Here is a 19,414-nt window from a genome sequence, read left to right as displayed (position 1 = left end):
CGAACGGAGTAACAAACCATGATGCAAGATAAAGCGATGCAAGAAAAAATGATGAATGCCTTCACTGAACAAACCAAAAACATGTACAACCCTATGCGTAAAATCAATTCGCTGCTGGTTGAAAACATGGAAAAAATGACTGACTTTCAGCTTGAAGCCCTGAAAGCTTACAGCCACATGGGTTTGTCTCAGATGAAAAGCGCCACTGAAGTTAAAGATGCTGACAGCGTTCGTGACTACAGCGCTTCTCAGGCTGAAATGATGAGCACCCTGAGCAAGAAGGTTCTGGAAGATGCCAAAACCATGGCTGACATGAGCATGGAATTCAAAACTGAAGTTGAAAAGATTCTGGAAGAGTCTCGCTCTCAGGCATTCAACAAAGCTGCTGAAGAAACCAAAGCTGCGGCCAAGCCAGCAGCCTCCAAGTCTACTTCAGGTGGCGCTGCCAAATAAGGCTGGCCTTGAATGAAGTAACTGGGTCAAAGGGGCTTTCGAGCCCCTTTTTTGTCTGCGCAAATCGGGAGGTCTTTTGATGTCCGAGCAAGCTAAAAACGAGTCTGATGATCTGTATGATCCGGCTGAAATGTTTGAATGGATCACCAAAGCTAATGAGCGTTATCAGGGTGTTATTGAACAACTGATGAGCCGTAGTGAAGGGGGGATGAGTGACTCATCCGCTTCAGTTTTCAATGATATGGGTGAAAACTTTCAGAAGCTGGGTGAACAACTGGCACAAAACCCCATGGTGCTCTTTGACGAGCAAATGAGCCTGATGCAGGGTCAGATGCAGCTTTGGCAAAATACCGCACGTGAGCTACTCGGTGAACAGGATGTCGAGCCCGTTATTGAACCGGCCAAGGATGATCGCCGTTTTAATGATCCCGAGTGGACGGACAACTTGATTTTCAACTTTATCAAGCAATCCTATCTGCTGTATTCCCGCTGCCTTCTGAATATCGTCCATGGTGTGGAGGGTTTGAATGAGCATGTACGCCAGCAGCTGGATTTTTATGCCCGCCAGTATGTCAGCGCCCTGTCGCCATCCAACTCCATTCTGACCAACCCCGAAGTCATGCGTCGTACCATCGCCACCCGGGGTCAGAATTTGTTGAAAGGGATGGAGCAACTGACACGGGACCTCAAGGAAAGTGCTGAAGGTCTGAATGTCACCATGACGGACAAGTCAGCTTTCAAGCTGGGTGAAAATGTTGCCACCACACCCGGCAAAGTCATTTTTCAAAACCGCTTGATTCAATTGATTCAGTACAGCCCGACAACGGAAAAACAGTTCAAGACTCCTTTACTGGTCGTGCCACCCTGGATTAACAAGTTCTACATCCTGGATTTGCGGGAAAGTAATTCCCTGGTGAAGTGGTTGACCGATCAGGGTCATACCGTCTTCATGATTTCCTGGACCAACCCCGGGCCCAGCATGCGCAACTACGGTTGGGCCGAATACATGAAAGAAGGCCCGCTGGCGGCCATGGATGTCGTGAAGGAGCAAACCGGTGAGCCGGATGTTAACCTTCTATCCTACTGCATCGGTGGAACCCTGACGGCCTCAACCCTGGCTTATCTGACGGCGAAAAAACAGCAGAAGCGGGTTAAGTCAGTGACTTATATGGCAACTCTGCAGGATTTCTCGGATCCGGGTGAGATCAGCGTTTTCATCAATGAAGTCAGCCTTAATGGTATTGAGAAGCAGCTGGATCGTACCGGTTATCTGGATGGCCGTGCCATGGCTTTCAGTTTCAACCTGTTGCGTGAAAATGACCTCTTCTGGTCCTTCTTCATCAACAATTACCTGAAGGGTGAGCGTCCGGCAGCCTTTGACCTGCTGTACTGGAATACGGATGGCACCAACATGCCAGCTGCCATGCACAAGTTCTACCTGCGCAACATGTATCAGCACAACAAGCTGATTGAACCGGGTGGTATTGAAGTGGATGGTGTCAAGATTGACCTGAGCAGCATCAAGACTCCGGCTTTCTTTGTATCCACAATCCAGGATCATATTGCCCAGTGGAAATCCACCTATAAGGGTGCCTTGGTGCATTCAGGCCCGGTCAAGTTTGTGCTCTCCGGCTCCGGCCATATTGCCGGTATCGTTAATCCGCCGAGCAAAAACAAGTATGGCTACTGGACCAACGACAAGCTGGCAGAAACGCCGGATGCCTGGTTTGCCGGTGCCGAGAAGAACGAAGGTTCCTGGTGGCCCTTGTGGCAGGAATGGATGGTGGATAACAAGTATGCCGATCCGGATGCCCAGGTGCCTGCGCGCAAGCCGGAAGACGGCAAACTGGATGTTCTGGAAGCCGCCCCAGGTAGCTACGTGAAAGTGAAGATTCCCGATGTTCTGAAAGCAGAGCTGCTGCCTGCCAAGAATGACTGAACCTGGAACCTTCTGGTGAAGCAATAAAAAACCCGCCTTGGCGGGTTTTTTATTGCTTGCTGTTCAGCTGTTGTTTCAGTTGGCTGCTTTGTCCTGATGAACTGCAGCCTGCTGTTCTTCCAGAATCTTCTGGCGACGTTTCACTTCCCGTGGGTCATTGGGAGCACGACCGTTAATGGGAGGAATGTCTTCAGCGGTCAGCTCGGTTTTGTCAGCCAGGTTTTCCGGTTGCTTTTCTGCAGCAGGTTCAGGTTCCTGAACCTTAACTTCAGGTTCCTTGGCGGCTTCTGGTTCTTGAGCTTCAGCAACTTCCACCTTGGCTTCTTCAGCTTCGGGTTGCTTGGCTGTCTCAGTGCTTTCAGGTGCAGCCTCGGTCGGAGTTTCTTCCTGTTTTTCAGCCTTCTCCGCTACTTTCTTGCTTTCTGCTTTGGGTTTGCGGCTGGCACGTGGTTTCTTCTCTTTTTCTTCTTTCTCCACAGCAGCTTCTGCAGCCGGGGTAATCGCTTCAGTCTGTTGTTCAGCTTCTACTGGTTTTTCTTCTTTTTCTGCAGCAGCTTGTACTTCAGTTTTGCTTTCAGTCTTTTCAGTCTTTTCAGTCTTTTCAGTGGCTTCAGGCTGTTGCTTTACTTCAGCTTCAGGCTGCTTTTCACTGGTTTTAGGGTCGTGACTGGCTTTGGCTGCCTCTACGACGGGGCCAGCATTTTCGGCTGTAACTTCTTCTTCCTGCGCAATTTCTGCTGGCAGCAGTTGAGCCTTCAACTCATCAAAGTTGGGGGGCGTTGCTGCATCGCCCGTCAGCCTCTTGTTGCGACGACGATTGCGCGGGTTGTTGCGTGAAGGTTTGGCCGGAGCTGTATCTTCCTGGCGCTCAGGGGCAGCCGCAGGAGCCGGGGTGGCTTCTTTGCTTTTGGCCACCGGGCGCTGTTCAGCAGCAGGCTTGCTGGCGGGTTTACTGGCTGTAGTGTTGCCATTCCGGCGGTTGTCGCTGCTGCTTTCGCTGCGGCGATTGCGACGGTTTTCAGGGCGATTGCGGTTGTTGCTGCGCTCACCACGATTGTTGTTGCTGGCCGCCGCTGGTTTGCCATTGCCTGCTGTCTTGTCTGCAGCAGGCTTGGTTGCCGGTTTGCTGCTGGGCTTGGCTTTGGCAGGCTGTTCAGGTGCCAGGAGCTTGTTGAAAAAGCGGCTTACCTTGGTGATCAGTCCGGGCTCCTGAGAGGCAGCTGGCTGACTCTTGGCCGTTGCGGGTTTTTCACTGGCCGCAGCAGGGGCCGGGGCATTGGGGATGACATTTTGTACCGCTGCCTCAGCAAAACCGGTCACCTTGTTGGTGTCGTTGCTGGGTTCTTTGTCATTACTGGCGGTAATGTCCAGTTCGTAGCTGGCACCCACTTCATTTTCATCCACCTCGTCATCACGCATGCGTGACACTTCATAGTGGGGGGTGTGCATTTCCGGATTGGGCAGGATCAAGGCTTCCACCTGCTGACGTTTTTCAATGTCATGCAGGGCTGAACGTTTTTCATTGAGCAGGAAGGTGGCCACGGAAACCGGCAGGATGGCGCGGATCTGGGCGGTATTGTCCTTCATGGCTTCTTCTTCGATCAGGCGAAGAATCGACAGGGCCAGGGATTTGACATCACGAATGGTGCCCTGGCCATCACAGCGTGGGCAGACGACACCACTGGTTTCACCCAGGGAAGGACGCAGACGCTGACGCGACATTTCCAGCAGCCCAAAGCGGGAAATCCGACCGATCTGTACGCGTGCCCGGTCAATTTTCAGGGCATCCCGGGTGCGGTTTTCCACTTCACGCTGGTTGCGCATCGGGCTCATGTCGATAAAGTCGATAACGATCAGGCCACCGATATCGCGCAGGCGCAGCTGACGGGCAATCTCATCAGCCGCTTCCAGATTGGTCTGCAGGGCGGTTTCTTCAATATCACCACCGCGGGTGGCGCGTGCCGAGTTGATGTCAATGGACACCAGGGCTTCAGTGTGGTCAATCACAATGGAGCCACCGGAAGGCAGTTTCACTTCACGCTGGAAGGCGGTTTCTATCTGGCTTTCAATTTGAAAGCGGGAGAAAAGTGGCACATCATCCTGATAGAACTTGATTTTGCTCTGGTAGGAGGGCATGACCTGTTGAATAAAGCCCTGAGCCTGCTCATAGACTTCTTTGCTGTCGATCAGTACTTCGCCGATGTCCTGGCGCAGGTAGTCGCGCATGGCGCGGATGATGACATTGGACTCACGGTAAATCAGGAAGGGAGCCGATTTTTCCATGGCCGCCTGGTTCACGGATTCCCAGACCTTGATCAGGTAATCCAGGTCCCACTGCAGCTCTTCGCTGGAACGGCCAATCCCGGCTGTGCGCACGATGACACCCATGCCATTGGGAACATTCAGGCCGCTCATGGCCTCTTTCAGAGCACTTCTTTCTTCGCCTTCAATGCGGCGGGAAATACCCCCGGCACGGGCATTGTTGGGCATCAGAACCAGATAACGGCCTGCCAGGCTGACGTAGGTGGTTAAAGCGGCACCCTTGTTGCCACGCTCTTCCTTGTCGACCTGAACTATGACTTCCGTGCCTTCTTTGACCAGTTCACGAATTGCTCCACGGCCATCGCCGGGGTTTTTGGCGAAATATTCGCGGCTGATTTCTTTCAGGGGCAAAAAGCCGTGGCGCTCGGCACCAAAATCAACAAAAGCGGCTTCCAGGCTGGGCTCGACGCGGGTGATGCGTCCGCGGTAGATGTTGGCTTTCTTGGATTCACGGGAGCCGGATTCGATATCCAGATCGTAGAGTCTTTGACCATCAACAAGTGCAACCCGGCGCTCTTCGGGCTGGGTTGCGTTTATTAGCATACGTTTCATGGGGCTTCCAAATAATCAGGGCAGCCCAGTCACGGCGGGTTGTTGGTACTAATGTTTCTTTGTATTGACACGACAAACTGAGGCAGCCGGTTTGGCCGATACCTCAAGTTTCTCCATTTTGTGCTTCTTGCTCGTGTGTAATGAGCCTGTAAACCTGAAGCCTGTTGGCCTGAAATCTTCAGGAGCTTCAGTGAAAAATCGTTGCTATTCACTAAAACGGAGGGCATTTAAGCCGGTTAATACAAGGTAAAAATAAGTTTCACAACTCGCGTGCCTTGGCCGCGGTTTTCTTCTACCTGATGGGACATCAGGCGGTGATAAAAATTCGTTTTGCGCTGGCCTGCGTGCTGCCCATTTAAAGTGACTCGGAATATGGGTGCAGGCGCTACATGAGGTTGACCCTTTTACGCGCTTCGCAATAATAACAGGTCGTTTGTTGGCGGGCAATTACCGAAACCGCTTCCCTGGAAATTAGTATTTCTCTCTGGGGGTGCGCATAATAGGGGTTTTCATTCAGCAGGTGGGTTTTAGCCCGATTATGTCGAAAACACAAATGGAAGCGGGTTTGCCAAAGGTTCAGCATTTACAGGTCACTGCCAACTCAGTGGGGCAGCGACTGGATAACTTTTTGCTGAATCAACTCAAGGGTGCCCCCAAGACCTTGATTTACCGGATTATTCGCAAAGGCGAAGTCAGGATCAACAAGAAGCGCGCGAAAGCGGATACACGTTTGCAGCTGGATGACCTGATTCGGGTGCCGCCTGTGCGCCTCAGCCAGAAAGCAGCAGAAACCCCGGTGGGCAAAAGTTTGCGCGAACTTTTACTGGGGGAGGCCGTCTGCTTTGAGAATGCCGACCTGCTGGTGCTCAACAAACCGGCAGGTCTTGCCGTGCATGGCGGCAGTGGCGTCCGGGTGGGCTTGATTGAAGCCCTACGCCAAGTACGGCCAGAACTGGAAGGCCTGGAGTTGGTGCATCGTCTGGACAAGGATACCTCCGGCTGCATACTCCTGGGCAAGTCACGCCAGGTGTTGAATGCTCTGCAACAGCAGCTGCAAAGCAAAACCCTGGGCAAGTTTTATCAGGCCTGGGTGGTGGGTCACTGGCCAGCGGATTTGCGGGAAGTCTCGGCGCCTATCGATCGGGCTTCTTCACCTTCCGGAGAAAGGCTGATGCGCATTGCTGAAGCCGGTGAAGGCAAGAAAGCCTTGACGCGCTTTCGGGTGCTGAAAAAAGTCGCTGGATTTACTCTGGTGGAAGCCGAACCCGTGACCGGGCGCACCCATCAGATTCGGGTACATGCCCGCCATGCCGGTTTTCCTTTGCTGGGGGACCCCAAGTATGGTGATGCTGCGGTGAACCAGGCTTTTCAGCGTCAGGGGGTGGGGCGAATGTTTTTGCATGCCCGGCGTCTGGTTTTCACCGATCCCAAGGGAGGTGAAACCCTGACAGTTGAAGCTCGCCCTGATCCAAGCTGGAAGCAAGTACAAACTTTGATGCAAAACTGGAATTCAAAACATGAGTGATGACAAGCAAGAAACATCGGAATCCCAGGACCCCTGGACCAGTCAGGCCAAGCCCGTGGATGAAACCCGCCAGGACAAAGCAGGCCCAAACCCGGATGCGCCACCGGAAAAATGGATGCAGGCCTGGGCGAAAGAGGTGCTGTTGGAGCAGCGGCGAGCACGGCGTGGCCGTTTTATCGGTGGTATTATTCGAATTCTGCTGACGCTGGTGATCCTGGTGGTGATTTTTGGCTCCGGGAGAGAATTGCTGTCTTTTTCTGAAGCTCCCGCGCCATCCGATACGCCCCACTTGGCTGTTGTCGACATTCAGGGCGTGCTCGCCAGTGAAGGACGCGCGAGTGCTGAACGGGTTCTGGCCGGTGCGCAAAGGGCTTTTCAGGCCCCTCGGGCTGAAGCAGTGGTCTTGAAAATCAACAGCCCCGGTGGCAGCCCGGTGCAGGCCGGGCAGATTTATGAAGGCATTAAAAGCCTGCGCGAGCAGCATCCAGAGATGCCGATTTATGCGGTGATTGAAGACCTGGGTGCCTCGGGTGGTTATTACGTGGCTGTTGCTGCTGATCAAATAATTGCTGATCAGGCCAGTCTGGTGGGTTCCATCGGCGTGATTTCCGGCGGCTTTGCTTTCAAGGAAGCCATGGAGCGTCTGGGGGTGGAACGGCGTGTTTTCACTTCGGGTGACAACAAGGCCTTCCTGGACCCCTTCTCGGACATGGATAAAGAACAGCGTGAATTCTGGCAAAGTGTTCTGGATTCCATTCATCAGCAGTTTATTGATCGCGTCAAGGAAGGGCGGGGGGATCGTCTGGCTGAGGATCCCGAGATTTTCTCCGGCCTGGTCTGGAGTGGGGAAATGGCCGTGGACCTGGGGCTGATTGATGAACTGGGCTCCATTTACAGTCTGCAGGCCAAGCTGGGTGTTGAGCAAAGCATCAACTACACACCTGAGCCTGGTCCCTGGGAGCGCCTTGAGCGTCGCCTGGGTGCAGCCTTCCAGGCGGCTCTGGTGGAGTTGATGGCCCCTAAGCTGACGCCCTGAGGACTTCCACACCCGCCTGACGAAGCAACTCCGTCAGGCGGATCAGGGGCAGCCCAATCAGGCTGTTGGGGTCATCCCCTTCCAGACGCTGGAAAAGAGTGATGCCCAGGCCTTCGGACTTGAAGCTGCCCGCGCAGTCAAAAGGCTGTTCGGCATCCACATAAAAGCGGATCTGGTCAGGGCTCAGGGCGCGAAAATGCACCTTGAATTCATCCACCAGTGACTGGCTCTGCTGGCTGGCTACATTATAAAGGCAGAGCCCGGTATAAAAGCTGACGCTATCTCCTTGCAGTTGGCTGAGTTGCTGGATGGCCTGCTCGCGATTGCCGGGTTTGCCAAGGATCACACCCTGATGGCAGCAGACCTGATCCGAGCCGATGATCAACGCCTGGGGAAACCGGTGGGCCAGGGCCTGGGCTTTCAGGCAAGCCAGACGCTCAACCAGTTGGGGTGCGCTTTCATGGCCAAGAGGTGTTTCATCAATCTCCGGGCTGGCCGAGGTGAAGGGAAGCTGCAGTTTTTGCAAAAGTTGCTGACGATAGGGTGAACTGGACGCCAAAACCAGGTCAGGCATAAATTTTCCTTGTATAGTGGGTGACTTGCCGGTCTTTAGCCACTAGAATGGCGCTCCTTAAGGAGCTTGGCAAGTAAAACGGCTTTGACACAGACGCTCTGTCCCTCTATTATTGCGCGCTTGAATTTTATGGCAAATGAATACCTGCAAGAACCCCTGGATCCTTACAAGTTTTGTGCGGCCGAACGAGAAATCAGTTTAGAGCTGCCGCTTGAATCCATGCACAGAGCGCAGGATCTGCTGTTGGCGACTCAAGGCAGTTTTCAGGTGAAGCTGAAATTCAGCTACGACAGTCAGCGCTTGCCACAGGTTGAAGGTAGGCTGAACGGTGAGGTGACTTTGGAATGCCAAAGGTGCCTGGGGCCAAGCAAGCAGCTTCTGGACACTGAATTCCTCTGGGGTTTGGTGACTTCCGATGAGTCTGCTGCTAACCTGCCGCGAACTCATGAGCCGGTTTTTATTGAAAATGACCGCTTGTTGCTGATGTCGGTTATTGAGGATGAGTTCCTTCTGGCTTTGCCTTTGGTGGCTTATCATCCCGAAGAAGAGTGTCAGCTGCAGCCGCTTGAACAAGATGAGTTGGCTGATGAGCCGACTGAAAAAGAAAACAACCCTTTCAGTGCCTTGGCTGATTTGAAAAAATCTTTGAAAACCAGGCAGTGAAATGATCACTTTAGTTTTGAAAACCCAGGAGTAAACCATGGCTGTTCAACAGAATCGTAAAACCCGTTCCAAGCGCGATATGCGTCGTTCTCACGATGCACTGGGCACCACCGCCCTGTCCGTTGATGAAACAACGGGTGAAGTTCACCGTCGTCACCATGTAACGGCTGAAGGCTTCTATCGTGGTAAGAAAGTTATCAACAAAGGCGACGAGTAAGCTTTTCACTGCACAGGGAGTTTTCTGTGCAGGTTAATCTTGCTATTGATGCTATGGGCGGGGACTCAGGTCCCCGCACTAATGTTGCTGGTGCCATCCTGGCTTTGGCCCAGGACCCCCTTCTCAAAGTGACCCTAGTGGGCGATAAGCCTCTACTTCAGTCACTCCTGTCCCAACATCATCTGACCGGTGAGTTCGCCAGTCGCATCTCCCTGCTGCACAGCAGTGATGCCATTGCGATGCAGGATGCTCCGGCCTCCGTTCTCAGAAGCAAAAAAAAATCCTCGATCCATCTGGCCGTACAACTGGTTGCAGCGGGTCAATGTCAGGCCTGTGTCAGTGCCGGAAACACCGGAGCCCTGATGCTGATCGGGCGGCATTATCTGGGTATGCAGCCGGGTATTGAGCGACCGGCCATCAGCACTGCGATTCCCACCCGCAAGGGGCACAGCTATTTACTGGATCTGGGTGCCAATGTCGATTGCCAGGCCGAGCATCTTTTGCAGTTTGCCCTGATGGGGTCAGTGATGGTGCAGTGTGTGGATGGTCTGGCCCACCCCAGAGTCGGGCTTTTGAATGTCGGACGTGAAGCCATCAAGGGCAATGCCCAGGTCAAACTGGCGGCGCATTTGATTGCCCAGAACCCGCAGCTGAATTATATCGGCTACCTGGAAGGGGATGAAATCTTCCAGGGTGATGTTGATCTGGTGGTTTGTGATGGTTTTGTTGGCAATGTGGCGTTGAAAACCAGTGAAGGCCTGGCGCGTTTTCTTTCCGAGCAGATTCAGGGGTTGTTTGCCAAAAGCATTTACAGCCGTCTGGTCAGCCTGATGGCACGCCCCGTTCTCAAGCAACTCAAACAGCAGATGGATCCGGTGCGCTATAACGGCGGCAGTTTGCTGGGTCTCAAGGGCAGTGTGGTCAAAAGCCACGGCAATGCCGATGCCCGCGGATTTTCCTATGCCATTTTGCGGGCAGCCACCGAAGCCAGGCAGGGTCTGTCAGCACGTCTGCTGGAGCAGATGCAGCGTCTTGACCTGCACTAGAGGTTTTGTAGTCTCAATTGCTGGTTTAATTACCTCTTGATCCCGGTTAGACTGGCGATTCTAATTTTCAGGTGACCGACAACTCAGTGATGATGATCAAACTGGTGTTGCTGCTGGCCAGTAGTCTTACGGTCATGGCAGGCGCCATTATTACCCCCGGCCTGCCGGATATTGGCCGCTACTTTGACAGCTACCCGGATGTCTGGGTCAAGCTGATTATTACCCTGCCCGCTTTGTTTATTGCCATCTTCTCGCCTCTGATGGGCTGGCTGGCGGATCGCTTTGGTCGCTTGCCGGTTCTGCTGACCTGTTTACTGATTTATGCCTTTGGCGGTGCAGCCGGTGCCCTGGCCGAAAATATGACCTGGATGCTCTTGACCCGTGCTCTGCTGGGCATTGGTGTGGCCGGGGTTATGGGCATTGCCACCACCCTGATCGGGGATTATTTCAGCGGCCAGGAACGCCAGTCCTTCATGGGCCTGCAGGGCAGCTTCATGGCTTTGGGTGGGGTGGTTTTCATCAACCTGGGTGGGTTGTTGGCACTGGGAAGTTGGCGCGCCAATTTTCTGGTGTATCTTTTCAGTCTGGTGGTTTTTGCATTGGCCTGGCGCTTTTTAAAAGAACCCCAGCCGGAAAAAGACACTGCCGACTTTAACCCTCAGGCCCCTTTCCCTTTGGCTTCTGTTCTTCCGGTTTATGGACTGGGCTTTATTGCCATGGCCCTGTTTTACCTACTGCCTGCCCAGATGCCTTTTCTGCTCGCCGAGCGTTTTCAGAGCAACAGCCTGCAAACGGCCTGGGTGATTGCTACCAGTACTCTGTCCGGTGCTCTGGCCGGTTTCCTCTTTGGACGCATTAAAAACCTGATCAGCCATCGGCAAATTTATGCCCTGGCTTTTATTTTGTTTGCCCTGGGTTATTTTATGGCGGCCCAGGTGGATACCTACCTCTTGATCCTGGCTGCAGTCTTGTTGAGTGGCTTCGGGGCGGGTATGACTTTTCCCGCCGGGAATCACTGGTTGTTGACCTTGGCTCCTGTGGCTTACCGGGGCCGGGTGATGGGTGGTTTTGCTTCCGTGTTTTTTATGGGGCAGTTCATGTCACCCTTGCTGGCAGCACCGGTTGAAGCCTGGGCCGGGTTGACGGGGGTGTTTCTGGCTGCCGCCCTGCTGGCCATGAGCCTGGCTCTCTTGCTTCTGCTGCTGCCTTCAGGAAACCCGCAAGGCCAGGAAGTCGATTAGTGCAACGAGCGGATGCCCTGACCGGTTACAGTTTGCTGGCTCTGGTGGTTTTTGCACTTCTGGCCAGTCTGGGGTTTTCTTCCCTGGCTGTGGTGGCCGGTTTTTTCGCCTGGCTGGCCGCTTTTCGTCTCCTTCCACGTCTGGCCGGGTTGCAGAAAATCCAGGTGACCGTGATGCTGGTAGTCGGCTCTGCCGGGCTGCTCTGGGGGCAACTGCATTCAGTGGAGGTGAGCTGGTGGTTAAAAGCCTGGGAAGCTAATCAGGCCCTACTCAGCATGTTGATTTCAGTGAGTTTTTTGCGCCTGGTGGCGATCAGTGATCTGGCCGCAAAAGAAGCCTTGCCTCAGGGACGCAAAGCCCTCTGGAAAACCCTGCTGGGTGTGCATGCCTTTGGTGCCGTGATCAACTTTTCGGCCATGATCATCATGGGGGATCGCCTGCATTCCCGTAAGCCGCTTTCACCTTTGCAGGCCCTGGTTATTTCCCGGGGTTTTACCCTGGCCGCGCACTGGTCGCCTTTTTTTGCCGCCATGGGTGTGGTGTTGGTCAGTGCACCGGGGGCCGATCTGCTAACGCTGATGTCCGTTGGTTCAGTGGTGGCCTTGCTGGGCTTGTTTCTGGCCGGTTGGTGGCTGCTGCAAACTCCTGAAGCTGCAACCACCCAGGCTTACCCCATGCACTGGCGGGCTTTGACTCTGCCTTTGACCCTGGCCATCAGTGTGCTCCTGGCTCACAGCCTCTGGAAGGAATTGCCGATTCTGACCCTGGTGTCCTTTTTGTCCCTCTTGTTTACCCTGGTTTTGCTGTTTCTGCGTTACCAGAAAAAGGGTTTCAAACGCCTGCGTCAGCATATCGAACATACCCTGCCGACCATGTCGGGTGAGACCCTGCTGTTTTTGGCCGCCGGGGTTCTGGCCGCGGGTCTGGGGGCTTTCATGCAGGCCGTGGATTTCAGCCTGCAGGTGAGCTATTTCGGACCCTGGCAGGCCTGGTTTTTATTGGTGGTTTTGGTGGCCCTGTCAGGTGTGGGGGTGCATCCGGTCATCAGTATTGCCACCGCCGGGGGGATTTTTGCTCCTTCCGTGGAGGACCCCAACCTGCTGGCCCTGGTGTTTTTAATGACCTGGTCACTGGGAGTGGCTTTCTCGCCTTTATCAGGCACCCAGTTGGCGATGCAGGGGCGCTATGGCCTGCCTGCCCATGCCTTCACTCGCTGGAATTTCGGCTTTGTGCTGATGATGCTGGTGGTGCATTTGCTGGCCCTGCATACCTATGTGTTTTTGACTTCTGACAGGTTTTTGTGAAACAGCCCGTAAAGCGGGTGTTTCCCAGGTAAGTTTTCCTGTTAGTCTGCAACATTAGACACTTCAATAATAAATAAAGGAAAAGGCCATGTTTGAAGCAGCAGAACTTGGACGTACTCTGGATAAAGCCACCTACAAAGCGGAAATTGAAGATTTAAGAGTTGAACTTCTGGAAATGCAACAGCAACTGCAGGGGGCCGACTTCCCCGTGCTTTTGTTGATTTCCGGGGTGGATGGTGCTGGCAAGGGGGAAATGGTCAACCTGCTGCACGAATGGATGGACCCGCGCCACCTGGAAACTTCGGCCTTTGATGCACCCACCGATGAAGAAAACGAAAGGCCGCATTTCTGGCGTTACTGGCGTGCCCTGCCACCCAAGGGCAAAATCGGTATTCACTTCAGTTCCTGGTACTCCGAACCCATTGCGGATCGCCTCAGCGGTAAGATGTCCGAAAACGACCAGGAAGCTTACCTGTCACGGGTCAACACCCTGGAAAAAATGCTGGTGGATGACGGAGCCCTGCTGATCAAGATCTGGCTGCACCTGGGCAAGAAGCAATACAAAAACCGCATCAAAACCCTGGCTGGCGATCCCAAGACCGCCTGGCGAGTGACCAAAAAGAACCTGGACAACATCAAGGTTTATGATGAATTTCGTCAGGTTGCCGAGCAAACCCTGCGCCAGACCAGCACGGGTCACGCTCCCTGGATTATTGTGGAAGGCTATGACCAGCGCTATCGCAGCCTCACTGTGGGGCGTCTGCTGCGCGACATGATTCAAAAACGCCTGAATGTCGATCCCAAAACCCTGGTTTCTCCGGCTGTGGACTGGAGCGCCAAAAAAGACAAAACCACCCTGCTGGATTTCGTAGATCTGCAAAAATCGCTGGAAAAGAAGGAATACAAGGAGCAGCTGGCCGACTATCAGGCACGACTCAATGAACTGGCCCGCAAGGCCCACAAGAAAAAAGTCAGCACCGTCATGGCTCTGGAAGGCTGGGATGCCGGTGGCAAGGGCGGCATGATCCGGCGCATGATTCACGCCCTGGATGCCCGCCATTACCGGGTGATTCCTGTAGCAGCCCCCACCGATGAAGAAAAAGCCCGACATTACCTCTGGCGCTTCTGGCGGCACCTGCAACGTGCCGGCCACATGACCATCTTTGACCGCACCTGGTACGGTCGGGTGCTGGTGGAGCGTATTGAAGGCTATGCGCGTACCGATGAGTGGATACGGGCCTATCAGGAGATCAATGAATTTGAGGAAGAACTCACCGAACACGGCATCGTTCTACTCAAATACTGGCTGCACATCGACAAGGACGAACAGCTGGCGCGTTTCAAGGCCCGTGAACAGATCAGCTACAAGCAGCACAAGATCACCGATGAAGACTATCGTAACCGCGAAAAATGGGATGAATACGCCCAGGCCGTGGCGGATATGGTGGAAAGAACCAGCACACCCAATGCACCCTGGTACATCATTGAAGGCAATGACAAACGCTATGCACGGGTGCGGGCGCTGGAAATTCTCTGTGACCGCTTGGAAAAAGCCCTTTAACGGAGATTGAAGTGAGCCAGGAGGCTGTCGATTTTCGGCAGCCACTGCTGTTGCTGCTCGGGATTCAGGGCACGAGGATAAAGCGGCTGCTGGCGATCGTCCAGGCAGGTTTTCCAATCACTGGTGAACTCCAGAAAATGCCGGGCAAAGGCTTCGCCCTCTTGCAGGCAGCCGTGGAGAATTACATCCAGGTAGCTCAGGGCAATCGGGTGAGGGCTGGTTTGTTCGGGTGGCAGATAAACCCAGAAATGGCCTTCAGGAAGAGCCTGATTGTCCAGACAACGAAGCTCACGACTTGCCAATTCTACTCGCTGGTATTCCTTTTCACGTGCATCAAACAACGGCAGTTGGTCTTCCTCGACAGGAAACAACATGCCTCCTGTGCAATAACCCTTGCGTTGACGAATTCCCACAACACTCAAGTCTGCGGTATCCAGAGCCACGTTCCAGCTTCTTTCCAGTCCTTCGACTTCTACGCTCAGGGCCTCACCGGTAACGCCTGTGCGCGAGCGGCTATCAGCACAGATGAGACTGCCATAGCCAAAAATCCAGTGGTGTTGACTCAAGTTCTTGCCTCCTGTTGAACGCTGGGATGGTTGCGGGCAAATTCTTGCAGCTCAGGATAAAGGGCGTGAAAGTCCTGGGTCAAAAAATCATACTCCTTGACCAGCTGTGGCCAGAAATAGTCCAGCAAACCCGGTTGCCCCAAACGCCGCGAAATACCAGCCAGAGACCGGCGAATCACCGTAAAATCCCGGTAGCTGCTCAGCCAGTCATCGGCAATCATGTAAGGAGCCATCTGCTCCAGACGCCCCGGTAATTGAGGCTGATCCAGAAGCAGGTGGTAAACCTTCTGGGTAAAATGGGGGAGGGGTGTGCTGCTGTAATCCTGCCAATGCCGGGCCAGACAGTGATCAAAAAACACATCCAGCACAATACCCGAATAACGCATCAGCTCTGGTGAGAAGCGGTTACGGGCAGTTTTCAGCAAAGGGTGGCGATCCGTAAAGCCATCCAGACGCCGGTGCAGATCAATCGCCTTTTCGATATCTTCATGATATTCACCCTTCAGCGGCCCCTTCACAAAGTCACCGTAAAGGCTGCCAAGAAGCTGTTCAGGGCGGGAGCCACCCAGATGCAGATGCGCGAGATAATTCATGGATGGATTATAGCAAAGCTTCGCATAGGTTAAGATGGCTTCTTTTTTTGATGAGAAAGGATAGAAGCCATGTGGGGCTTGTTATTGCTGGTGTTGTTTCAGTTTGCCGGAACCCTGATAGCCGCTCTGGGCATCAATCTGCCCGGCCCGGTTATCGGCATGCTGCTGTTGCTGGTGGTGCTACTGGTTCTGCGGCGGGTGCCCGAACCCCTGCAGGTGACCAGCGGCCAGTTGCTTAAATACCTGCCATTGATGCTGATTCCACCCGCCGTGGGCATTATGTCCCAGTGGGAAGTAATTACTTCCAGCTTCCTGGCCATCAGCGTGGCCCTGCTGGGTTCGCTGGTGATTTCGATTCCCCTCACCGCCTGGGTGCTCCAGCGCCTGGCAACACGGGGAGCCGAATCCAAATGATAACGCTATTGGTTAACCACCCCCTGTTTGGTTTGCTGATCACCCTGATCGGCTATCAGCTGGCGCTGGAACTCAACCAGCGCACCCGCACTTTGCTCACCCAACCGGTGCTCGTCGCTACCCTGATCGTGGTTGGCCTGCTGTTGCTGCTGGATGTGGATTTTGACACCTACTATGCCTCAGTGGATTTGATCTGGCTGTTTCTCGGCCCAGCCACCGTTGCCTTGGCTGTTCCCCTTTATACCCACCTGCGCCGCATCCGGGATTACTTCTGGCCCCTGGTTACAGCCCTTCTGATTGGTGGTTTTGCCACTGTACTGCTGACTCTGGCCTTTGCCTGGCTGCTGGGGGCAGGGCCCGAGCTGCTGGCCTCCCTGGCTCCCAAATCCGTCACCTCACCCATTGCCATCCTTGCTTGCTGAAGACCTGGGCGGCTCCCCGGCGCTGGCTGCGGTTTTTGTCATGATCACTGGCGTCGCTGGTGCCGTCATGGCCCCCTGGCTGCTGGAAAAGTCAGGCATCCACCTGCCCGCCGCACGGGGCTTCACCCTCGGACTCAACGCCCATGCCGCAGGCACCGCCCTGGCCCTGGAAGAAGGCGAAGAAACCGGCGCCTTCGCCGCCCTCGCCATGAGCCTGACCGGTGCAGTGACTGCTATTATATTGCCTTTGGTTTATAGTTTGGGTGCGGCCTAATAAAACAGTGTAGGAGCGCATTGTAGGAGCGCATTCCATGCGCGATCATCATTTGAAAATTATTTGCGCCGAAAAAGGAAAACCGGTAAAAAGTCATTAGAGCTGCCTAGCCCTCCCTCTGAGCCAGCGGCCGTTCAACATGCGGTTATACGATGGCTGTGCCACCTGAATAACCGCTTAAGAGTTAAATTCATAAGGAGAGCATGGTGCCAACACTAAGCAACAAAGATCAAGTGCTGCTTGCTGAGCGGGGAATCTCGGTAGAAAGTGGGGTATATGGCGTAAAAATTAAGTTAATTTCCAATGGGCTCTGCTGGCTACTAAACTACCTGCACTCATCAGGAAAACAGGGTTCACTTCTTTCGCTAAAGCTTTTGAAAGACGTTGCAGCGTTTCAAAAGGATAGTGATAGCTGGCGAGAACTACGAATAGCTGCCTCTCGTTTACCTGCGTATGATACACAGTACTATCAGCTATCACTATATCTTAATGGGTCGCCTCCAAAAGCGTTCATGGCGTTCCCTCCAAACTTACGTGCAGTTCCTCGCACCTTTGATATACCGCACCTAGAATACGGTATTTTCAAGATCAAAGGTGATCAGGCGGCAAATATAGCGCTATCAGCGTCTGAAACAGAGCTCCTTGAAAATGATGGGGTGATTGTTGCCGATGGTGTGAATTGAACGAGAATTTAACAAGGCCAAACACGTGACGGCTTTCCCGTTACGGCTTCGCCTTCACTACAAATCCGCTCGTGTTGGCGGTGTAGGCAATAGAGGAAGATATTGACGTGGATGAAGCAATTCCTGTATCTCTTGATCGAATCCGCAAGATGATTGCGCAGATCGAGTCTGAACACTTTTCTACTGCCGATGTACTCCGCAGATACAATGGGGGCTTCTGCAGTAATCATGGCACGCCAGCCCAGTTTTCATTTAACGCCCAGTTTGGGAAGCTGCTCAAGCGAAACGCTGAAGATTTAGGTATACGCGAAGTGGAACCCGATGCGTCGATTGAGGACGATCATGGCCATCCAACGAGCAGTTCAATTTGGGCTAGGCGCGCCTAACCCTGTGCTGTATCCGACGCGGAAACCACTGCGCGGATGAGCATCAGCGTTCAGGTTGTAGAAAAACCCAAGAAGTTTCGTTTTTTGAGTGTTTTTCGAGCTCCTACATAAATTCTGGGTTTCTTGGTGATGAGAACTGTTCTAGAATTCATGCATAACCGTTATTTTTAGTACAAAAGATGATCAATTTTTTAGGCTGAGGTGTTTCTACAACCTCGTTAGAAATTTCGCATATGAATTACGATGAATTTCCAGAGATGACACGAGGTTATTTGGTTGTTCCGGAGCCAAATTATTTGCCAGAAGGTCATGATGATATATATGAGCGATTTTGTTGTGCCATATATATGGCGGCTTGCATTAATAGCAAGACGTCTCTGTATATCATGCCGCCATACTCAGCGAGCAAAGCGTATTTGCGAGCCTCTCTAGCTGAATTTGTTAGTATTGAGGACGCATTAAAACTTAAGTGCCCTGCTGTTTATGAAGATTTTTCAATAGTGAAAAGTAGCAATCCTCTTTTTCATATTATGAAACTACTACGGGATTACAATATACATCTTGGTGTTACTACTCTTTTGGAATCTGAAATTCCAGTTGCACTAGAAGCAAAGCCAGAAGAAGTTCATGATATAGATACATTGATAGTTAATAATCTTGAAGTAAATTCTTTAATGATGCTGAGAAATTCTAAGCACTATTCTGATTCCGAATTAATTAACATGGTGGATTGCTTCAATATACAGCAGCGGCGATTTGGGGTTGCAGATTTAATCATTAGAGGGTTGGTGATGTACTCCAGCCATATAAAAAAAATTCTAACAAAACAATCAACCGGTTCGAGTTTACGATGATCGCTTTAAAGGCTTTGGTGATTTGGTTTGCTATTCTCGTTCTGGCGATTGCCAATGGGGTGCTGCGTGAGTCTGTGCTGGTGCCTGGGTTGGGAACTCCGACTGCACTTATTGTGAGCGGGTTGCTGCTTTCGGCTTTGATTATTGGGGTGACTTACTTCTCACTTCCCTGGTTGCATATACGTCGCCCCGTTCAGCTCTGGGCCGTGGGGCTAGGCTGGCTTGCCCTCACGCTTGTTTTTGAGTTTTCGTTCGGGCTGCTGCAAGGCAAGTCCTGGCCTGAGTTACTTGAGGCTTACACTTTCAAGGACGGCAATATCTGGCCTCTTGTCCTCGCAGTAACAGCCCTTGCTCCTTATATCGCTGCCAAGCTGAGGGGTTGGGCCTAATTTTTATTACCCAGGTGGCTGAACGCCTGCCTATACGATCATTGAAATCAACCTTTTGAGTTGTGCTGATCCCATTTTGGGACTAAAGTGATGCTATGCGAGTGATTGCTTTATCTACGTTAAAGGCGTTCTGGTCAAGTTCGTCAGCTTACTCGGACTCTAGAGAACCGGGGTTGGCGTGGTATCGAGAAACGTTAAAGGCTGATTGGGCCAACCCAAATGATGTTAAAGCACAATTCTCGAACGCCAGTATCCTGAAAGATGGCCGGGTGGTCTTCAACATCGCTGGCAACAAGTATCGACTAGTGGTCTGGATCAACTATGCCTATCGCGTTGTCTATATCCGTTTTATCGGAACTCACAAGCAATACGATGCGATTGATGCACAGACAATATGAGG

General features: G+C 52.8%; 22 protein-coding genes. 18 read left to right on the top strand and 4 right to left on the bottom strand.

Annotation, left to right across the window (positions count from 1 at the left end):
• Positions 1-18 precede the first annotated feature (18 nt).
• Together LG323_RS04800 and LG323_RS04795 are read left to right on the top strand one after the other, a co-directional pair.
• The gene (locus LG323_RS04800) at positions 19-453 is read left to right on the top strand and encodes a phasin family protein (RefSeq protein ID WP_310697296.1); all 435 of its coding nucleotides are present in this window, start codon (positions 19-21) and stop codon (positions 451-453) included.
• 79 nt (positions 454-532) lie between these two features.
• Positions 533-2,392 (top strand): class I poly(R)-hydroxyalkanoic acid synthase, encoded by a 1,860-nt coding sequence (locus LG323_RS04795; protein WP_310697295.1) that lies wholly within the window; start codon positions 533-535, stop codon positions 2,390-2,392.
• Positions 2,393-2,467: 75 nt separating this feature from the next.
• On the opposite strand, the gene rne is transcribed toward LG323_RS04795, so the two are convergent.
• Positions 2,468-5,266: a ribonuclease E gene (gene rne / locus LG323_RS04790; protein ID WP_404419513.1), complete on the bottom strand. Its 2,799-nt coding sequence runs from the start codon at positions 5,264-5,266 to the stop codon at positions 2,468-2,470.
• 538 nt (positions 5,267-5,804) lie between these two features.
• Between rne and LG323_RS04785 the strand changes: the two genes are divergently transcribed.
• Entirely contained in the window at positions 5,805-6,791 is a 987-nt protein-coding gene (locus LG323_RS04785) for an RluA family pseudouridine synthase (RefSeq protein WP_310697293.1), read from the top strand.
• A complete protein-coding gene (locus tag LG323_RS04780) occupies positions 6,784-7,827 on the top strand; it encodes a S49 family peptidase (protein WP_404419511.1) in 1,044 nt (347 codons plus the stop codon). Before LG323_RS04785 ends, LG323_RS04780 begins: the two co-directional genes overlap by 8 nt.
• Here LG323_RS04780 and LG323_RS04775 read toward each other — a convergent pair.
• A complete protein-coding gene (locus LG323_RS04775; RefSeq protein ID WP_404419509.1) occupies positions 7,811-8,401 on the bottom strand; it encodes a Maf family protein in 591 nt (196 codons plus the stop codon). The genes LG323_RS04780 and LG323_RS04775 overlap by 17 nt on opposite strands.
• Positions 8,402-8,530: 129 nt before the next feature.
• On the opposite strand from LG323_RS04775, the gene LG323_RS04770 reads away from it, so the two are divergent.
• From LG323_RS04770 to pap, 6 genes are all read left to right on the top strand, one after another.
• The gene (locus LG323_RS04770) at positions 8,531-9,064 is read left to right on the top strand and encodes a YceD family protein (RefSeq protein WP_310697290.1); all 534 of its coding nucleotides are present in this window, start codon (positions 8,531-8,533) and stop codon (positions 9,062-9,064) included.
• 37 nt (positions 9,065-9,101) lie between these two features.
• Positions 9,102-9,281, top strand: coding sequence for a 50S ribosomal protein L32 (rpmF, locus tag LG323_RS04765; protein ID WP_310697289.1), 180 nt, complete (start codon positions 9,102-9,104; stop codon positions 9,279-9,281).
• 26 nt (positions 9,282-9,307) lie between these two features.
• On the top strand, positions 9,308-10,327 hold the full coding sequence (gene plsX, locus LG323_RS04760; protein WP_404419507.1) for a phosphate acyltransferase PlsX: 1,020 nt from the start codon (positions 9,308-9,310) through the stop codon (positions 10,325-10,327).
• Positions 10,328-10,416: 89 nt separating this feature from the next.
• Positions 10,417-11,568, top strand: a complete 1,152-nt coding sequence (locus tag LG323_RS04755) for an MFS transporter (protein ID WP_310697303.1) — start codon at positions 10,417-10,419, stop codon at positions 11,566-11,568.
• Positions 11,568-12,872, top strand: coding sequence for a hypothetical protein (locus LG323_RS04750; protein ID WP_404419505.1), 1,305 nt, complete (start codon positions 11,568-11,570; stop codon positions 12,870-12,872). The genes LG323_RS04755 and LG323_RS04750 overlap by 1 nt, the downstream gene beginning before the upstream one ends.
• Positions 12,873-12,960: 88 nt before the next feature.
• Positions 12,961-14,433 carry a polyphosphate:AMP phosphotransferase gene (pap, locus tag LG323_RS04745; RefSeq protein ID WP_310697286.1) on the top strand — a complete coding sequence of 491 codons (1,473 nt, stop codon included), beginning with the start codon at positions 12,961-12,963 and terminating at the stop codon, positions 14,431-14,433.
• On the opposite strand, the gene LG323_RS04740 is transcribed toward pap, so the two are convergent.
• Both LG323_RS04740 and LG323_RS04735 read right to left on the bottom strand, forming a co-directional pair.
• On the bottom strand, positions 14,430-14,999 hold the full coding sequence (locus tag LG323_RS04740) for a gamma-glutamylcyclotransferase family protein (RefSeq protein ID WP_404419502.1): 570 nt from the start codon (positions 14,997-14,999) through the stop codon (positions 14,430-14,432). The two genes, pap and LG323_RS04740, sit on opposite strands and share 4 nt — an antisense overlap.
• Positions 14,996-15,592, bottom strand: coding sequence for an ACP phosphodiesterase (locus LG323_RS04735; RefSeq protein ID WP_404419500.1), 597 nt, complete (start codon positions 15,590-15,592; stop codon positions 14,996-14,998). Before LG323_RS04735 ends, LG323_RS04740 begins: the two co-directional genes overlap by 4 nt.
• A 69-nt stretch (positions 15,593-15,661) precedes the next feature.
• Here LG323_RS04735 and LG323_RS04730 point away from each other — a divergent pair, with 69 nt between their 5' ends.
• The 8 genes from LG323_RS04730 to LG323_RS04695 all read left to right on the top strand — a co-directional run bounded on the left by LG323_RS04730 (position 15,662) and on the right by LG323_RS04695 (position 19,412).
• Positions 15,662-16,006, top strand: coding sequence for a CidA/LrgA family protein (locus LG323_RS04730; RefSeq protein ID WP_404419498.1), 345 nt, complete (start codon positions 15,662-15,664; stop codon positions 16,004-16,006).
• Positions 16,003-16,428, top strand: coding sequence for an LrgB family protein (locus LG323_RS04725; protein ID WP_404419496.1), 426 nt, complete (start codon positions 16,003-16,005; stop codon positions 16,426-16,428). The genes LG323_RS04730 and LG323_RS04725 overlap by 4 nt, the downstream gene beginning before the upstream one ends.
• Entirely contained in the window at positions 16,418-16,702 is a 285-nt protein-coding gene (locus tag LG323_RS04720) for an LrgB family protein (protein ID WP_404419494.1), read from the top strand. The genes LG323_RS04725 and LG323_RS04720 overlap by 11 nt, the downstream gene beginning before the upstream one ends.
• 203 nt (positions 16,703-16,905) lie before the next feature.
• The gene (locus LG323_RS04715; protein WP_404419492.1) at positions 16,906-17,385 is read left to right on the top strand and encodes a hypothetical protein; all 480 of its coding nucleotides are present in this window, start codon (positions 16,906-16,908) and stop codon (positions 17,383-17,385) included.
• Between the two features lie 107 nt (positions 17,386-17,492).
• Positions 17,493-17,771 carry a hypothetical protein gene (locus tag LG323_RS04710; RefSeq protein ID WP_404419490.1) on the top strand — a complete coding sequence of 93 codons (279 nt, stop codon included), beginning with the start codon at positions 17,493-17,495 and terminating at the stop codon, positions 17,769-17,771.
• Between the two features lie 233 nt (positions 17,772-18,004).
• Entirely contained in the window at positions 18,005-18,625 is a 621-nt protein-coding gene (locus LG323_RS04705) for a hypothetical protein (RefSeq protein ID WP_404419488.1), read from the top strand.
• Positions 18,622-19,014 (top strand): hypothetical protein, encoded by a 393-nt coding sequence (locus tag LG323_RS04700; protein ID WP_404419486.1) that lies wholly within the window; start codon positions 18,622-18,624, stop codon positions 19,012-19,014. Before LG323_RS04705 ends, LG323_RS04700 begins: the two co-directional genes overlap by 4 nt.
• A 95-nt stretch (positions 19,015-19,109) precedes the next feature.
• Entirely contained in the window at positions 19,110-19,412 is a 303-nt protein-coding gene (locus LG323_RS04695; RefSeq protein WP_310697428.1) for a type II toxin-antitoxin system HigB family toxin, read from the top strand.
• Positions 19,413-19,414: the final 2 nt, after the last annotated feature.

It is taken from the genome of Marinospirillum sp., from assembly GCF_044810985.1.
Lineage (GTDB): Bacteria > Pseudomonadota > Gammaproteobacteria > Pseudomonadales > Halomonadaceae > Marinospirillum.
Note: the sequence above shows the minus strand (reverse complement) of the source record. Positions and strands in the feature narration are given on the sequence as shown.